Source organism: Streptomyces sp. NPDC059454 (genome assembly GCF_042749965.1).
In the GTDB taxonomy this organism is placed as follows: Bacteria; Actinomycetota; Actinomycetes; order Streptomycetales; family Streptomycetaceae; genus Streptomyces.
Genome location: NZ_JBHYVC010000007.1, coordinates 1 through 15227, shown reverse-complemented (window position 1 = coordinate 15227; position 15227 = coordinate 1). Strand labels below are relative to the sequence as shown.

The 15227-nt window shown below is 71.1% G+C and carries 16 protein-coding genes; 3 read left to right on the top strand and 13 right to left on the bottom strand.

What is annotated here, in order from left to right; genetic code table 11:
• Positions 1-176: 176 nt before the first annotated feature.
• The 7 genes from ACFXAE_RS06830 to ACFXAE_RS06800 all read right to left on the bottom strand — a co-directional run bounded on the left by ACFXAE_RS06830 (position 177) and on the right by ACFXAE_RS06800 (position 5274).
• On the bottom strand, positions 177-1493 hold the full coding sequence (locus tag ACFXAE_RS06830; protein ID WP_384709118.1) for a dicarboxylate/amino acid:cation symporter: 1317 nt from the start codon (positions 1491-1493) through the stop codon (positions 177-179).
• A 68-nt stretch (positions 1494-1561) separates the two neighbouring features.
• Complete coding sequence (locus ACFXAE_RS06825) at positions 1562-1648, bottom strand: putative leader peptide (RefSeq protein ID WP_310740022.1); 87 nt, start codon at positions 1646-1648, stop codon at positions 1562-1564.
• Between the two features lie 166 nt (positions 1649-1814).
• Positions 1815-2114, bottom strand: coding sequence for a DUF4229 domain-containing protein (locus tag ACFXAE_RS06820; protein WP_384709115.1), 300 nt, complete (start codon positions 2112-2114; stop codon positions 1815-1817).
• A gap of 96 nt (positions 2115-2210) precedes the next feature.
• Positions 2211-2735, bottom strand: coding sequence for a GNAT family N-acetyltransferase (locus tag ACFXAE_RS06815; RefSeq protein ID WP_384709112.1), 525 nt, complete (start codon positions 2733-2735; stop codon positions 2211-2213).
• Positions 2736-2884: 149 nt separating this feature from the next.
• Positions 2885-4048, bottom strand: a complete 1164-nt coding sequence (gene mqnE, locus ACFXAE_RS06810) for an aminofutalosine synthase MqnE (protein ID WP_384709109.1) — start codon at positions 4046-4048, stop codon at positions 2885-2887.
• A 57-nt stretch (positions 4049-4105) separates the two neighbouring features.
• A complete protein-coding gene (locus ACFXAE_RS06805; protein ID WP_384709106.1) occupies positions 4106-4564 on the bottom strand; it encodes an Lrp/AsnC family transcriptional regulator in 459 nt (152 codons plus the stop codon).
• A 71-nt stretch (positions 4565-4635) separates the two neighbouring features.
• The gene (locus ACFXAE_RS06800; protein ID WP_384709591.1) at positions 4636-5274 is read right to left on the bottom strand and encodes a UbiX family flavin prenyltransferase; all 639 of its coding nucleotides are present in this window, start codon (positions 5272-5274) and stop codon (positions 4636-4638) included.
• Positions 5275-5443: 169 nt separating this feature from the next.
• On the opposite strand from ACFXAE_RS06800, the gene ACFXAE_RS06795 reads away from it, so the two are divergent.
• On the top strand, positions 5444-5644 hold the full coding sequence (locus tag ACFXAE_RS06795; RefSeq protein ID WP_384709103.1) for a type II toxin-antitoxin system VapB family antitoxin: 201 nt from the start codon (positions 5444-5446) through the stop codon (positions 5642-5644).
• Between the two features lie 23 nt (positions 5645-5667).
• Here the strand turns inward: ACFXAE_RS06795 and mqnP are convergent, their stop codons facing one another.
• Together mqnP and ACFXAE_RS06785 are read right to left on the bottom strand one after the other, a co-directional pair.
• A complete protein-coding gene (gene mqnP, locus ACFXAE_RS06790) occupies positions 5668-6573 on the bottom strand; it encodes a menaquinone biosynthesis prenyltransferase MqnP (RefSeq protein WP_384709100.1) in 906 nt (301 codons plus the stop codon).
• A complete protein-coding gene (locus ACFXAE_RS06785; RefSeq protein WP_384709097.1) occupies positions 6570-8027 on the bottom strand; it encodes a menaquinone biosynthesis decarboxylase in 1458 nt (485 codons plus the stop codon). Before ACFXAE_RS06785 ends, mqnP begins: the two co-directional genes overlap by 4 nt.
• Before the next feature lie 66 nt (positions 8028-8093).
• Here ACFXAE_RS06785 and ACFXAE_RS06780 point away from each other — a divergent pair, with 66 nt between their 5' ends.
• A complete protein-coding gene (locus ACFXAE_RS06780; RefSeq protein WP_384709094.1) occupies positions 8094-8429 on the top strand; it encodes a PLD nuclease N-terminal domain-containing protein in 336 nt (111 codons plus the stop codon).
• Between the two features lie 11 nt (positions 8430-8440).
• Here the strand turns inward: ACFXAE_RS06780 and ACFXAE_RS06775 are convergent, their stop codons facing one another.
• Entirely contained in the window at positions 8441-10216 is a 1776-nt protein-coding gene (locus ACFXAE_RS06775) for a protein kinase (RefSeq protein WP_384709588.1), read from the bottom strand.
• Between the two features lie 175 nt (positions 10217-10391).
• Between ACFXAE_RS06775 and ACFXAE_RS06770 the strand changes: the two genes are divergently transcribed.
• Positions 10392-10991 carry a TetR/AcrR family transcriptional regulator gene (locus ACFXAE_RS06770; protein WP_384709091.1) on the top strand — a complete coding sequence of 200 codons (600 nt, stop codon included), beginning with the start codon at positions 10392-10394 and terminating at the stop codon, positions 10989-10991.
• Positions 10992-11015: 24 nt separating this feature from the next.
• Here the strand turns inward: ACFXAE_RS06770 and ACFXAE_RS06765 are convergent, their stop codons facing one another.
• The 3 genes from ACFXAE_RS06765 to ACFXAE_RS06755 all read right to left on the bottom strand — a co-directional run bounded on the left by ACFXAE_RS06765 (position 11016) and on the right by ACFXAE_RS06755 (position 15002).
• Positions 11016-12911, bottom strand: a complete 1896-nt coding sequence (locus ACFXAE_RS06765) for a LamG-like jellyroll fold domain-containing protein (RefSeq protein ID WP_384709088.1) — start codon at positions 12909-12911, stop codon at positions 11016-11018.
• 166 nt (positions 12912-13077) lie between these two features.
• Entirely contained in the window at positions 13078-13782 is a 705-nt protein-coding gene (locus ACFXAE_RS06760; protein WP_384709085.1) for a hypothetical protein, read from the bottom strand.
• A gap of 455 nt (positions 13783-14237) precedes the next feature.
• Positions 14238-15002, bottom strand: a complete 765-nt coding sequence (locus ACFXAE_RS06755; RefSeq protein WP_384709082.1) for a CDP-alcohol phosphatidyltransferase family protein — start codon at positions 15000-15002, stop codon at positions 14238-14240.
• Positions 15003-15227: the final 225 nt, after the last annotated feature.

Here is a 15227-nt window from a genome sequence, read left to right as displayed (position 1 = left end):
ATCATCGAACAGTCGAGCGACAGGAGGCTAACAGCGGCCACCGGCATCGGCGATCACATTTTCTGACGGGTCGTCGGAAACGGTGCCGTGCGGAGAAGTCACCGCCGGAGCACGAGAAGAGACGGGTGGGTGAGGTCCCCGGGTCCGTTTGTCCGCGGTCCCGGGGACGGGGACGGTCAGGCCGCCACGGGGACCCGCCGGGGCTCGTCGGCCGGGGCCTCGTCGACCGGGGAGGCGTGGACCGAGTCGTACGCCTCCCGGTCGAGCAGTCCCTCACGGGCGGAGACGATGACCGGGACCAGGGCCTGGCCCGCGACGTTCGTCGCCGTGCGGATCATGTCCAGGATCGGGTCGATGGCGAGGAGCAGGCCCACGCCCTCCATGGGCAGGCCCAGGGTGGAGAGGGTGAGGGTGAGCATGACCGTCGCGCCGGTGAGGCCGGCCGTGGCGGCGGAGCCCACCACCGAGACGAACGCGATCAGCAGGTAGTCGCCGACGCCGAGCGGGATGTCGAAGATCTGGGCGACGAAGATCGCGGCGATGGCCGGGTAGATCGCGGCGCAGCCGTCCATCTTCGTCGTCGCGCCGAACGGGACGGCGAAGGAGGCGTACTCCTTCGGTACGCCGAGGCGCTCGGTGACCTTCTGGGTCAGCGGCATGGTGCCGACGGAGGAGCGGGAGACGAAGGCCAGCTGGATCGCGGGCCAGGCGCCCTTGAAGAACTGCACGGGGTTGACCTTGGCGACGGTCGCGAGCAGCGCCGGGTAGACGCCGAAGAGGACGAGCGCGCAGCCGACGTAGATGTCGGCGGTGAAGGTGGCGTACTTGCCGATCAGGTCCCAGCCGTAGGTGGCGATGGCGTTGCCGATGAGGCCGACGGTGCCGAGCGGGGCGAGGCGGATGACCCACCACAGGGCCTTCTGGAGGAGTTCCAGGACGGACTCGCTCAGGGTGAGGATCGGCTGGGCCTTCTCGCCGAGCTGGAGGGCGGCGATACCGGCGACGGCGGCCATGAAGACGATCTGGAGCACGTTCAGTTCGGTGAACGGCGTGATGACGTCGGTCGGCACGATGCCGGTGAGGAAGTCGATCCAGGAGCCTGCCTTCTCCGGCGGCGCGCCGTCCGCCGGGGTGAGGCCGGTGCCGGCGCCCGGGTTGGTGACCAGGCCGATGACCAGGCCGATCGCCACCGCGATCAGTGAGGTGATCATGAACCAGAGGAGGGTGCGCGAGGCCAGCCGGGCCGCGTTGTCGACCTTCCGCAGGTTGGTGACGGAGACCAGGATCGCGAAGAAGACGAGCGGGGCGACGGCCAGCTTCAGCAGGCCGATGAAGGTGCCGCCGACCTTCTCCAGGGTGGTGACGAGCCAGGAGAGGTCCTGGCTGCGGGCGAGCCAGCCGAGCAGGACGCCCAGGACGAGGCCGACGAGTATCTGGGCCCAGAAGGGCGCGCGCAGGGGCAGCTTGAACTGCGTGTTCGTGGACACGGACATGCTCCGTTGTGATCCGTCTGTGGGGACGCGTGAGGAAAGGTGACGTGGGACTCGGGTGGCGCGGAACGTCAGTGACGACAGTTCGCGGAAGTGACCCGGCAGAGGTCCACGTGCAGGCGCGCCACGAGCGGAACACTCCGGGGCGTGGGGAACACGGCTGCTGACTTCACCCGGAGACCGTAACACCTGAACTTTGAGATCCTCAAAGCCTTGCTTTGAGAGGCGGTAGACCAAAGGCACCCATACAACGCAAAGCGCCCCGGTTTCCGGGTCAGTTCGGAAACAGGGGCGCCCGAGTGCGGTGCGCGGGTGTGACGGACGTTACGAGGTCTGGCCCTGCGCGCGGGCGGTCTCGTCGGCCGCGTCCTCCTGGTTGCGGTTGGCCTCCAGGTCGGCCTTGGCCCGGTTCACCCGCTGCACGATCCGCTCGGAGGCCCGGTCCCGCTCCTTGCGGAGCACGACGAGGCTGATCGGGGCCGAGATCAGCAGGGCGAGCAGGACGATCCACAGGCCGTTGGAGTCACCGAGGCCACGCGGGGCGAGGCCGGAGTGGACGAGGCCCCAGACGACCACGAGGCAGCCCACGAAGACTCCGAGGCGCATCAGTGTGTAGCGGAGCATCTCATCCACTCTTCCCTGCGTACGGTCAGAACGCCCCAAAGGGACGACGTCCAGTGAAGCACGAGCGGGCGTGGATCTTTCAGCGGGGTACGGGCCTCAGGTGAGCGGCAGCAGCATGATGACGTCGTCGCGGTCGTCGCCGGGAGCCACGCGGATGGCGTCCGGGACCCGGCCGACCTCCTTGTAGCCGCAGGAGGCGTAGAAGCGCTCCAGGCCGAGGCCGCCGCGGCAGGTGAGCCGGATCGCCTCGATCCCGTCGATGGTGCGGGCGGACTCCTCGGCGGCGGCGAGCAGGTCACGGCCGTAGCCCTTGCCCTGGTGGCGGGGGTGGACCATCACCGTGTACAGCCAGAGCCAGTGGGTCATCAGGCGGTGGGTGTTGAAGGTGAGGAACGCCGTCGCGGCCACCCTGCCCTCCTCGTCGTGCCCGACAAGGAGGCGGGAGCGCTCCTCCGTCATCGACACGAGCTGCCGCACCAGGCCGGGGCGGATGTCCTCCCGCGTCACGGGCGGTACGAAGCCGACCGCTCCGCCGGCGTTGGTGACATCGGCCCACAGGTCGAGGACGCCGTCGCGGAGTTCGGGGGTGACGACGGGATCGAACGTGAAAGTAAGGGGCATAGGCCGATAGTAAGCATTACCTCAGCGCGCGCGCAGCCCCTTTCCCGCCGGTCGCCTCCCACCTGCCGGGCCGCGTGGTGGCGGGTGGGCGCGGGTCCGGGGCCAGGGGGCGGGAGCCCCCTGGCGGGGGCCGGCGGGGCAGCGCCCCTTCACACGCGCATCGGCTGCGGCGACTCCCTGCGCGCCGGGTCCGCGCCCTCGTACTCCCGGATGATCTCGTACCGCGTGTTCCGCTCGACCGGCCGGAACCCGGCGTCCCGGATGAGGTCCAGCAGGTCCTCCCGGGTCAGCTTGTTCGGCGTGCCGAAATCGTCCGCGTCGTGCGTGATCTTGTACTCGACCACCGAGCCGTCCATGTCGTCCGCACCGTGCTGCAGCGCCAGCTGCGCCGTCTGCACGCCGTGCATCACCCAGAACACCTTGACGTGCGGCACGTTGTCGAACAGCAGCCGCGACACCGCGAACGTCTTCAGCGCCTCCGCGCCGGTCGCCATCCGCGTCCGCGCCTGGAGCCGGTTGCGCACCTTGCCGTCCTTCATGTCCACGAAGTCGTGCTGGTAGCGCAGCGGGATGAAGACCTGGAAGCCGCCGGTCTCGTCCTGGAGTTCACGCAGCCGCAGCACGTGGTCCACGCGGTGGCGGGGCTCCTCGATGTGGCCGTACAGCATGGTGCACGGGGTCTTCAGCCCCTTCTCGTGCGCCAGCCGGTGGATCCTCGACCAGTCCTCCCAGTGGGTCCGGTGGTCGACGATGTGCTGCCGCACCTCCCAGTCGAAGATCTCGGCGCCACCGCCGGTCAGCGACTCGAGGCCCGCGTCGATCAGCTCGTCGAGGATCTCGGAGGCGGACATCCCGGAGATGGTCTCGAAGTGGTGGATCTCGGTGGCCGTGAAGGCCTTCAGCGAGACGTCCGGCAGCGCGGCCTTCAACTCCCTGAGCGAGCGCGGGTAGTAGCGCCACGGCAGGTTGGGGTGCAGCCCGTTGACGATGTGCAGCTCGGTCAGGTTCTCCGACTCCATCGACCTGGCGAGCTTCACCGCCTCCTCGATGCGCATCGTGTACGCGTCCTTCTCCCCCGGCTTGCGCTGGAAGGAGCAGTAGGCGCAGGAGGCGGTGCACACGTTGGTCATGTTGAGGTGGCGGTTGACGTTGAAGTGCACGACGTCGCCGTTCAGCCGCGTCCGCACCTCGTGCGCCAGCCCGCCCAGCCAGGCCAGGTCGTCCGACTCGTACAGCGCGATGCCGTCCTCACGGGTCAGGCGCACACCCGCCCTGACCTTCTCCTCCAGCTCGCGCTTGAGCCCGACGTCCATGCCGATCCCTCTTTCCTTCGACCTCTTCGGACAGACCCCGTCAACCGTACGCCCCGGCTACTCCACCTCTTCCGGCAGCTCACCGACGCGGTTCTCCCACTTGGTGGAGAGCACGATGGTCGTACGGGTCCGGGAGACGCCCTTGGTGCCGGACAGCCGGCGGATGATCTTCTCCAGGCCGTCCACGTCGGTCGCCCGGACCTTGAGCATGAAGGAGTCGTCGCCGGCGATGAACCAGCAGTCCTCGATCTCCTTCAGCTCCTTCAGCCGCTGCGCCACGTCCTCGTGGTCGGCGGCGTCGGAGAGCGAGATGCCGATCAGGGCGATGACGCCGAGGCCGAGCGAAGCGGCGTCCACGGTGGCGCGGTAGCCGGTGATGACACCGGCCGCCTCCAGCCGGTTGATGCGGTCGGTGACGCTGGGTCCCGACAGGCCGACGAGGCGCCCCAGCTCCGCGTAGGAGGCCCGGCCGTTCTCCCTCAGGGCCTGGATGAGCTGCCTGTCCACCGCGTCCATCGAATCGAAGCCTTCCACTGGAACTGAAGAGGTCTGAAAGTTCTGCACGTGCCGGGGTGGTGCGAAAGTGCTCAGTCCGTGCGGGATCCGCCGCCGAGTTCGCCCTTCCAGCGGCGGTAGAGCCGGTGCTCGACACCCGCCGCGTCGAGTACGCGCCCGGCGACGAAGTCCACCAGGTCCTGGATGTGCGTCGCGCCCGCGTAGAAGGCCGGCGAGGCGGGCACCACGATCGCGCCCGCGTCGTCCAGCGTCACCAGGTGCCGCAGGGTCTGGCCGTTCAGCGGGGTCTCCCGTACGGCCACCACCAGCGTGCGTCCCTCCTTCAGGGTGACGCTCGCCGCCCGCTGCAACAGGTCCTTGGACAGCCCGAGCGCCACCCCGGCCACACCGGCCGTGGAGGCGGGCACGATCAGCATGCCCTTGCTCGGATACGACCCCGAGGACGGCCCGGCCGCGAGGTCACCGGCGGCCCAGTGCCGTACGCCGTCGAGGTCGACGGTGAACGTGTCCGGCTTGCCGTCCGCGCCCCGGGACAGCCATTCCCGCAGGTCGTCCCGCCAGTGGGCGTCCCGGAAGGCGATGCCGGTCTCGTCCAGCAGGGTGAGCCGGGAGGCCCGGCTCACGACGAGGTCGACACTCTCCCCCGCCGTCAGAAGCGCACGCAGCACAGCGGCTGCGTAGGGCGTCCCGGACGCCCCCGACACCCCCACGATCCAAGGCCTGCGCCGCGTTTCTCCTGCGTTCACAACTCGAGCCTACCGGCGGGCGGCAGGCGTCCGCGCTCAGGACCGGTCGGAGGCCCCACCGGCCGGTCTTCGGGCACGTACCACCGCACCCCGGGCGGCTAGAGTGCCGGTGCGACGCGATGAGGGGGACACGGTGGCCAAGGTCAATATCAGTCTCGACGCCGAACTCGTGGTGGAAGTGATGGTCCTGGCGGGGGTCGGCTCGCCCCAGGACGCGATCGAGGTGGTCGTGCGGGACTACATCGCCCGCGGCCACCGCACCGAGGCGCGCACCGGGCTCAAGGACCAGGGTCTGCGCGAGGTCGACGCCAAGCCGCAGGAGCCCCAGGGCTGAGTCCCCGGCCGCGCACCGGCGCTCTACACCGTCAGCCCCCGCACCAGCAGGTCCAGCAGCGCGCAGACGAACAACGCGATGCCGATGAACCCGTTGACGCTGAAGAACGCCCGGTTCAGGCGGGTCAGGTCGTGGGGGCGGACGATGGTGTGCTCGTAGCCGAAGGCCCCGGCCACGATCAGCAGGCCGAGCCAGAAGAAGGCGCCGGCGTCGGTGAGGAGCGCGTACCAGACGAAGAGGGCCGTCGTCACGGCGTGGCAGGCGCGGGCGCCCCAAATGGCGGCCGGGATGCCGAAGCGGGCCGGGACCGACTTCACGCCGGTCTCGCGGTCGGTGTCGACGTCCTGACAGGCGTAGATCAGGTCGAAGCCGCCGATCCAGACGCCGACCGCGAGGCCGAGGACGACGGCGTCCCAGGACCACGATCCGGTGATGGCCAGCCAGCCGCCGATCGGACCCATGGCCTGCGCGAGCCCGAGGATGGCCTGCGGGAAGTCGGTGAACCTCTTGCCGTACGGATACACCACCATCGGGATCACGGCGATGGGCGCGAGGGCCAGGCAGAGCGGGTTGAGCAGGGCCGCCGCGCCCAGGAAGACGGCGAGGGCGATCAGCGCGCCGGTCCAGGCGTGCTTCACCGACATCGCGCCGGTGACCAGCTCGCGGTGGGCGGTGCGCGGGTTACGGGCGTCGATCTCGCGGTCGATGATCCGGTTGGCGGCCATGGCGAAGGTGCGCAGGCCGACCATGGCGAGGGTGACCAGGAGCAGCCGGCCCCAGTGGATGTTCCCGTCCCACTCGTACATCGCCGTGAGGGCGGCGATGTAGGCGAAGGGGAGGGCGAAGACCGAGTGCTCGATCATCACCAGGCGCAGGAAGGCTTTCGTGCGTCCCGGCTGCTGCGGAAGCGCGGCGGAGGCCGAGGTCACAGTCCGTACTCCTTCCAGCGGCGGTCGACGAGCGCGGCCGTGTCCGGGTCGGACTCGACCATGTCGGGCCAGCCGCCGTCACGCGTGTACCCCTCCTCGGGCCACTTCCTCGTCGCGTCGATGCCCGCCTTGCCGCCCCAGAACTGCTGGTAGGAGGAGTGGTCGAGGTGGTCGACGGGGCCCTCGACGACGGTGAGGTCACGGGCGTAGTCGGTGTTGCCGAGGGCCCGCCAGGAGACCTCGTGCAGGTCGTGGACGTCGCAGTCGGAGTCGACGACCACGATCAGCTTGGTCAGCGACATCATGTGGGCGCCCCAGATGGCGTGCATGACCTTCTGCGCGTGCTTGGGGTACTTCTTGTCGATCGAGACGATCGCGCAGTTGTGGAAGCCGCCGGACTCGGGGAGGTGGTAGTCGACGATGTCCGGGACGATGATCTTGAGGAGGGGCAGGAAGAAGCGCTCCGTCGCCCGCCCGAGCGGGCCGTCCTCCGTCGGGGGCCGGCCGACCACGATCGACTGGAGCAGCGGACGCTTCCGCATGGTCACGCAGTCGATCTTCAGGGCGGGGAAGGGCTCCTGCGGGGTGTAGAAGCCGGTGTGGTCGCCGAACGGCCCCTCGGGCAGCATCTCGCCGGGCTCCAGCCAGCCCTCGATGACGACCTCGGCCTGTGCCGGGACCTGGAGCGGAACGGTCTTGCAGTCGACCATCTCGATCCGCTTGCCCTGCACGAACCCGGCGAACAGGTACTCGTCGATGTCACCGGGCAGCGGCGCGGTGGACGCGTACGTCACGGCGGGCGGGCAGCCGAAGGCGATGGCGACCGGGAGCCGATCACCGCGCCGGGCGGCCACCTGGTAGTGGTTGCGGCTGTCCTTGTGGATCTGCCAGTGCATGCCGATGGTGCGCTTGTCATGGCGCTGGAGCCGGTACAGGCCGAGGTTGCGGATGCCCGACTCGGGGTCCTTGGTGTGGGTGAGGCCCAGGTTGAAGAAGGAACCGCCGTCCTTGGGCCAGGTGAAGAGCGCGGGGAGCCGGTCGAGGTCGACGTCGTCGCCGGTGAGCACGACCTCGTGCACGGGCGCGTCCCCGGACTTCACCTTCTTCGGCGGTACGTGCGTCATCGCGCCGAGCTTCCCGAACGCCTCGCGCACGCCGATGAAGCCCTGCGGCAGCTCGGGCTTCAGCAGCCCGCCGATCTTCTCGGAGATGTCCGCGTACGACTTCAGTCCGAGCGCCTTCAGCAGGCGGCGGTCCGTGCCGTACACGTTCATCGCGAGGGGCATGTCCGAGCCGCGCACGTTCTCGAAGAGCAGTGCGGGACCGCCGGCCTTCTGCACCCGGTCGACGATCTCACCGACCTCCAGATACGGGTCGACCTCGGCCTTGATGCGCTTGAGGTCGCCCTCGCGCTCCAGCGCCCTGAGCAGGGAGCGAAGATCGTCGTAAGCCATGCGGTCAAGTATCCCCGAGCGGTTACCCTGGCCCTGTACCGCCCACCGCTTTCGCTGGAGAGGCCCATGCTGCGGGTGCTGATGTTCCTGGTGCCACTGGCCCTGAGCGTGTACGCGTTCATCGACTGCATCAGTACGAAGGACGACGACATCCGGCACATGCCCAAACCGCTGTGGGCGATCCTCGTGCTGCTGTTCCCGCTGGTCGGTTCGATCTCCTGGCTCATCGCCGGCAAGAAGCGGCACCCCGCGGGCGGCTCCGCCGGTTCCGCCTGGAGCCGGGGCGGCGGCCGGCGGCAGTGGGTCGCGCCGGACGACAACCCCGAGTTCCTGAAGTCGCTGGGCGAGGAGAAGGACAAGGACGACAAGCCGGGGGACGGCGAGCGGGGCGGGCCCGCCTGACCGCCCCCGCGTCAGCCCCGGGTCCAGCTCTGGGCGGCCGAGCCGCTGCACGTCCGCCGCATGATCATGCCGCTCGCGGAGACGTGCTCCAGGCACAGGTCGTGTTTCGCGAGGATCACGGTGCCGCCCGAACCGAGACGCCACTCCTGGGCGTTGTCCGCACCGCAGGCCGCGCTGTGCATCGAACCGTAGCCGGACAGGCAGCTGCCGGACTCCCGGTGGACGATCCGGTAGGTGCCGGAGGAGACGCTCCGCAGGCTCCAGCGGGCCGTTGCGGCGGTGCAGCCGCCCCCGCCGACATTGCCGTACGAGGTGTTGCCGGAGGCGGTGAGGCACTGTCCGCTCGACGCGTTGCGCAGGGTGAAGCCGCCCGTCGACGGGGCCCCGGTCGCCGTGTCCGTGTCCGTGTCCGTGTCCGGGGCGGAGTCGTCACCGCCGCTGCCGTCGCCCTTCGCGGCTCCGTCGTCCGCGTCCGAGCCGGCGCCCGCACCCTCCGCCCCGGCCTCGGCAGGTGACTCCTGGGAGCCGGATCCCGGCTTGTCCGAGTCCTTGAGGTCCTTCGGGTCCTGCGTGGAGGACGCACTGGTGGACGGCGACGGCTTCGCGGACCCGACGGCCGCCCGTGACGGCGTCACGCCGGCGGAGACCGTGACCGACGCGGAGGGGGTGGGTCCCGACCCGTCACCCGTGTCGAAGGTGTACGGCAGGAGCGTGAAGGCGAGGGTGGCGCCCGTCGTGACGACAACGACGGGAACGACCACGGGGATCACCCGTGTCCGGCGACCGCGCTCCTCCCGCGCCGGCCCGGACACCTCGGGCGCCTTCGGTTCCTCGGGCTTCTCCGGCTCTTCCGGTTCCTCCGGGACGGCCGGCGTCCGTTCCGCGAAGGCGGCCCGTTCGGCCAGCCGTGCGGTGACGGCCTCCGGCCACAGGGGCGGCGTGAACGGGCCGTGCCGGTCGGCACGCTCGACCAGTTCCGCGGCGGTGGGCCGGCCCTCGTAGTCCTTGTCCAGGCAGGCCGCGACGACCTCGGCGAGTTCGGGGTCCAGGGCCCGTACGGCGTCGAGGTCGGGTTCCTCGTGCACGATCCGGTACAGCACGCCGTGCCCGGACTCGTCACCGAAGGGCGGCTGGCCGCTCGCCGCGTACGCGAGGACGGAGCCGAGCGCGAAGACGTCGACGGCACCGGTCGACCTGCGCGCCCCCGAGGCCTGTTCGGGGGACATGTAGGCGGGAGTGCCCACCACCATGCCGGTCCGGGTGAGCCGGCTCTGCTCGGCGGCGCGGGCCACCCCGAAGTCGATGAGGGTGAGGCCGTCGAGGGTGAGCATGACGTTGGACGGCTTGACGTCCCGGTGCACCATGTCCAGCGCGTGCACCGCGGCGAGCCCCGCGGCGGCCTCGCGCAGCAGCAGCCACAGGGCGCCGGTGGGCAGGGGCCCCTCATGGGCTTCGAGGGCCTCGCTCAGGGTGAGGCCGGGGACGTAGGCGGTGGCGAACCACGGGGGCCGGGCGGTGCGGTCACCCGCGAGCAGCGGGACCGTGGCGTGCTCGGGCAATCGGGCCAGGTTGTCCAGCTCGTGCCCGAAGCGGCGCAGGAAGTCCTTGTCCTCGGCGACGACCGACGGCAGCAGCTGCTTGACGGCGGCGTACCGCCCCTCGTGCACACCGAGGTAGACGCGGCCCATGCCGCCGGCTCCGAGCCGTCCGACGAGCGGGATCGGTCCGATCCGTCGCGGGTCCTCGTCCTCCAGCGGCTCGGCGCCGCTTCCAGCCAACTCGATCACGCCTGCCCCGTTGTCGTGTTCCGTCACCGCGCCACCGGTGGCGGCCCGCCCGTTCCCCCGTGACGGACGGACCGCACGTCGGCACGGGTCAGTCTGAACCAGCGCGAGCTAGGATTGGAAGGGAATTCTAGAAATTCACTCCAGAAGCACATCCGGAAGGTACGACGGCCCTGCGATGAGTCCCAAGCAGCACCGCGGCGAGGTCACCGTCGAACAGCTTCTGGACGCGGCACTGCGCGTCTACGCGGAGTCGGGCGAGCAGGGACTCACGGTCAGCGCGGTGACGGCGGCGAGCGGCGTCAGTCCGGGCAGTCTCTACCACCACTTCGGCAGCATGGACGGCTTGCTGACCGCCCTGCTGATGCGCTGGCTGGAGCGGCTGCTGGCCGGGATGGTCACGGCCCTGGAGGAGTCGGACTCCGCCCGGGCCGGTGTCCACGCCCTCGTACAGGCGTATCTCGCGTTCATCCGCGACCACCGGGACGCGGGTCTCCTTCTGCACTCCTCCCGCGCCGACGAGCTCGGGATGCGCCAGGCGAAGCAGTTGCGGGACGCCCAGGAGGCCCGGCTGTCGCCGCTGTCCGCGTGGGTGAGCCGGCACATCGATTCGGGGGAGGTCGCGCCCCTGTCGGTGTCCCTGCTCGAGTCCCTGATCCTGGGCCCGGTCGTCGGCGTCAGCCGCCGCTGGCTGACCCTCGGCGACGTCGACCTCGACGAGGCGGCCGCCGTCCTGCCGGACCGGATCTGGCGGTCGATCAGCGCGGATCCGGGGTGAGCGCGGACGTGGCGCCGGAGCGGGTCAGCCGACGAGCTTCGTGATCCGGGCGGCGGAGAGGGCCCGGTCGAAGACCCGTACGTCCCGGACGGCGCCGGGGAAGAAGTCGACGGCCTGACCGCCGTACGACGCCCGGCCGATGATGAGGGGGCCGGTGGCGGACATCGGGTGGGTGTCCTCGGTCTCCGCCTCCTGTACGCCGTCGACGTACAGCCGCAGTGTGCGCGCCTGGCCGTCGCAGACGCCGGCCAGGTGGGTCCAGACGTTCACGGCGGGCTCGCTGCGGCCGGCGGCGCGCAGGCCGGGGCGGGAGAGGGCCCAGCGGTTCTCGTCGACGGCGTACTGGAGGTAGAAGGCGCTGGCGTCCCCGGCGTCCTGGCTGACGGCGGTGGCCCAGCCCCCCGGTGCGGCGGAGAGCCGGACCCAGGCGGCGATCGTGAAGCTCCGGCCCTCCCCGGTCTCCACCACCGGTCCCCCGGTCATGATCTGGCCGCCCTGCCCGTCGAAGACGGCTCCGCCTCCGCCGGGCACCCAGGTGACGCCGGTCGCGGTGCCGTCGTGGCCGCCCGTGGTGTCCCGTGCGACCGTGCCCGAGGTCTCGTCGAGGGGCCAGTGTCCGACGGGCCGGACGGGCTGAGGGGTGGCGGAGGGTGAGGACGAGCGGGAGGCCGAGGAGGGGGGCGTGACCCGGTCCCGGTCCGCGGCGGCCGATCGGTTGAGCCAGAACCCCGCCCCGACACCGGCCGCGGCGACCACGCCCCCGCCGACACCGAGGAGCAGGAAGGCCCGTCGGCTGCCGCCGCGTTCCCGGCCCGCCCTGCGGCCGGTGGGCTCCGTCGCGGCGGGTGCGGGTTCCGGGGTGGCGCCCACCCGGGTGGCCTGGTCGTGGAACCGCGGCGCCACCATGGTCGCCTGCTGCGGGAGGGCGCCGGGTCCGCCGTCGCGCGGGAGTACGTTCGTGAGAGCCCGGGGGTCCGTGGGACGGGCGCCCGGGAGGGCCCCGGGGTCCGTGGGACGGGCGCCCGGGAGGGGCGTCCCGGCCGGAGTCGGGGAGTCGGGAACGTCGCCCTGCTGCGGCCAGGGGCCGAGGTGCCGCAGGGCCATCGTGCGCTCGTTGCCCAGTGCGCCGACCCGGGCGAGGATCTCCTGCGGGGTGGGGCGGCGGGCCGGGTCCTTGGCGAGGCAGTCGCCGATGAGGGCGTGCAGGGCCGGGTCGGTGACGGCACTGATGTCGGGGGTGTTGTGCACCACGCGGTAGAGCAGTGCGGGGGTCGGTCCCTCCCCGAAGGGATTGGCGCCGGTCGCCGCGAAGGCCAGCACCGCGCCCAGGCAGAAGACGTCGCTGGCCGGGGCGATCGTGCCGCCGTTGACCTGCTCGGGCGACATGAATCCGGGCGAGCCGGCCACGAGGCCGGTGCCGGTGATCGAGTCGGCCTCGACACTGCGGACGATCCCGAAGTCGATGACCCGGGGCCCGTCCTCGGCGAGCAGCACGTTGGAGGGCTTGAGGTCGCGGTGCACGAGGTTCGCGGCATGGATCGACACCAGCGCCTCGGCCAGCCCGGCCGCCAGCGCCAGTACGGCCCCCGCCTCGAACGGCCCCCGCTCGACGACCGCCTGCTCCAGCGACGGCCCGGCGATGTAACTGGTCACCAGCCACGGCAGGGGCGCGTCCGGGTCCGCGTCGACGACCGGGGCGGTGAAGGCGCCGCTGACCTTGCGGGCCGCCTCGACCTCGCGGCGGAACCGGTCGCGGAACTCGGGCCTGCGCACCAGCTCGGCATGGACCACCTTGACCGCGACGAGCCGCCCGCCCGGGGAGCGGCCGAGGAAGACCCGGCCCATCCCGCCCGCGCCCAGCCGGCTCAGCAGCCGGTACGCCCCGACGGAGTGCGGGTCGTCCGGCTCCAGCGCTGACACAAATGCCTCCCGGCGTGCGATCTCGGCCCATGAGGGCAGGGCCAAGCATAAAGCCAATCGCACCCGTGTTCGTCGAAGTACCGTACGTCGTACGGTACTTCGACCAGCGGCTGGTGACGCGCGACCAGGAGCCACGGGACGCCCACGAGACCGACGTCCCGCCCGGTCACTCGCCTTCGAAGATCTCCTCGGCCTTCGGGGCGGTGACGGCGCGGGTGAGCCGGCGGCGGAGGAGGTCGGGGTCGGTGCAGTCCGCGATGCGGCTGCGGACGTCGTCGGAGATGTCGAGACCGCGCTGCTCCAGGATGAGCAGGATGTCCTCGACACGGCTCTTGACGAGGGCTTCTGCGAGGGCTTCGGCGCGGGCTTCCGCGCGGGCTTCTTCCCGGATCTCTTCGACGAGGTAGGACTTGTAGAAGGAGAGGTCCACGGCCACCAGGTTCCTCCAGAGGTGCTTGGCCGGGTGCTTGCCCAGGCCCTGTGCGGTGAATTCGACGATGGGGTCCGCGATGTCTTCGGGCACGTCCCGCAGTGCGGTGGACAGGGCCTTCGGTATCGCATTGACGGCGGGTTCGGCGGCGTGCGTGATGGCCGCCAGACTGGTCAGGACGAGGTCGGCGCGGGCCTCCTCGGGATCGGTGATCACGGGCATGTTGTGCGGGCCGGCGACCACGGGGCGCAGGGTAAAGGAAGTCGGAGCCTCGAAAGCAGGCAAACCGGTGATGTTCACCCAGGCGAGTGAACTGACGCCACGCAGGGAGCACACGCAGATGCGGGTGGGGCGGTGAGGCTCAAGCCGTCTGCCAGGAGACGCCGTTGAGGGCGCGCACGCCGCTCTGCGGTCCGGGGGGAGTGTGGACGGTGTGAGCATCTCGGCCGATTGTGTTCGGGCAGCGCTCAGATGTGAGGGGCGTGAACACATCCTTGGTCAGTGCTCACGAAATTCCAGCAAGGGTGGCTCTGAGGGCGGGACGCCGAACGCACACCCGCTCCACTTGCGGATACCAGGGAACGGCCGACCCGCACCTGATGCTGCGCCCCGTCGGCGGCGGCCGGGAATGGCAGGCGGGCCCGGCGTCGGTGCGTACGGCCCCACCGGAGGAGCGGCTGAGCGCGGGCCTCAGGGCCGCCCATGACCATGCGCGGCCGTTGGCCGACGTGAGTCGGCCCCCGTACCGTTCCCCGACTGTGTGACGTGTGAGGACCTCGCGACCCGACGCGCCCCGGCGCAGGCGTCGTTCGACGGTACGGCGGAGACGGACGCGAACGCGCTGCCGCGCCGGCACCAGGACGCGGCCCGCGGCGGCGCACCGGTGGGCCGCCGGGTCAGCGCAGGCGGGACGACGACAGGATCGACAGCAGGTGGGCCGGGACCATCACCCAGGTGATGACGGCGAGTGCGCCCAGGGCCCAGCGGGTCGGTTCGATGCTGTCGGCCACTACGTCGGCTACCGCCGCGACGAGGAGGACGAGGGACGCCTCGATGCCGTTGGTGACCCGGTGGATCTTGAACGCGGCGGCGATACGGCGCACCGTGGCGACGCCCTCCGAGCGCGGGCGGGTGGACTCGTCGTCGGCGACGGTCAGGCCGCGGCGGGCGCGGGCGACGTCCACCAGGTCGGTGGAGGCCTTGAGGAGGACGACGCCGAGGGCGGCGGCGATGCCGACCGACAGCCAGCCGCCGACGCCCGACTCGGCGGCGCGGTAGCCGGCGCCCGCCATCAGCGCCGCGTCGGCGAGGTACGCGCCGAGCCGGTCGACGTAGATGCCGGCCGCACTGTTCTGGCCCTTCCAGCGGGCGACCTCGCCGTCCACGCAGTCGAAGAGCAGGAACAGCTGCATGAGGATCACGGCGAGGACCGCGCCGGTCAGGCCCGGGATCATCAGCGCGGCGCCGGAGGCCACTCCGCACACCACCATGGTCCAGGTGAGCTGGTCGGGGGTGACGGGGGTGCGGACCAGGTGGCGGGTGGTGCGCAGGGAGATCTTCCGCATGTAGAGGCGGCCGGCCCAGTGCTCGCCGTTGCGGCTGTCCATCTTGGCCCGCGGCTGGCAGACCTCCCGCAGCTCCTCCAGTACCGGAGCACCCATGACGTTCCTCCCAGGCCCAACTGCCGCCCGCGCGGCGGTGATCGGGACAGCGTACAGAGCGTGTACGGCGGGTTGCCGACAGGGGACACCGGCGGTCCTGTCGCCGACCGGTCGCGACGGTGACGGCGTCGGTGCGGACGAGAACCCGTGGCGGCCGCGATCGAGGCCGCCCGGACGACGAAGGCCGGTTACCCGGACCCCGGTGACCGGACACGGCCATCCCAG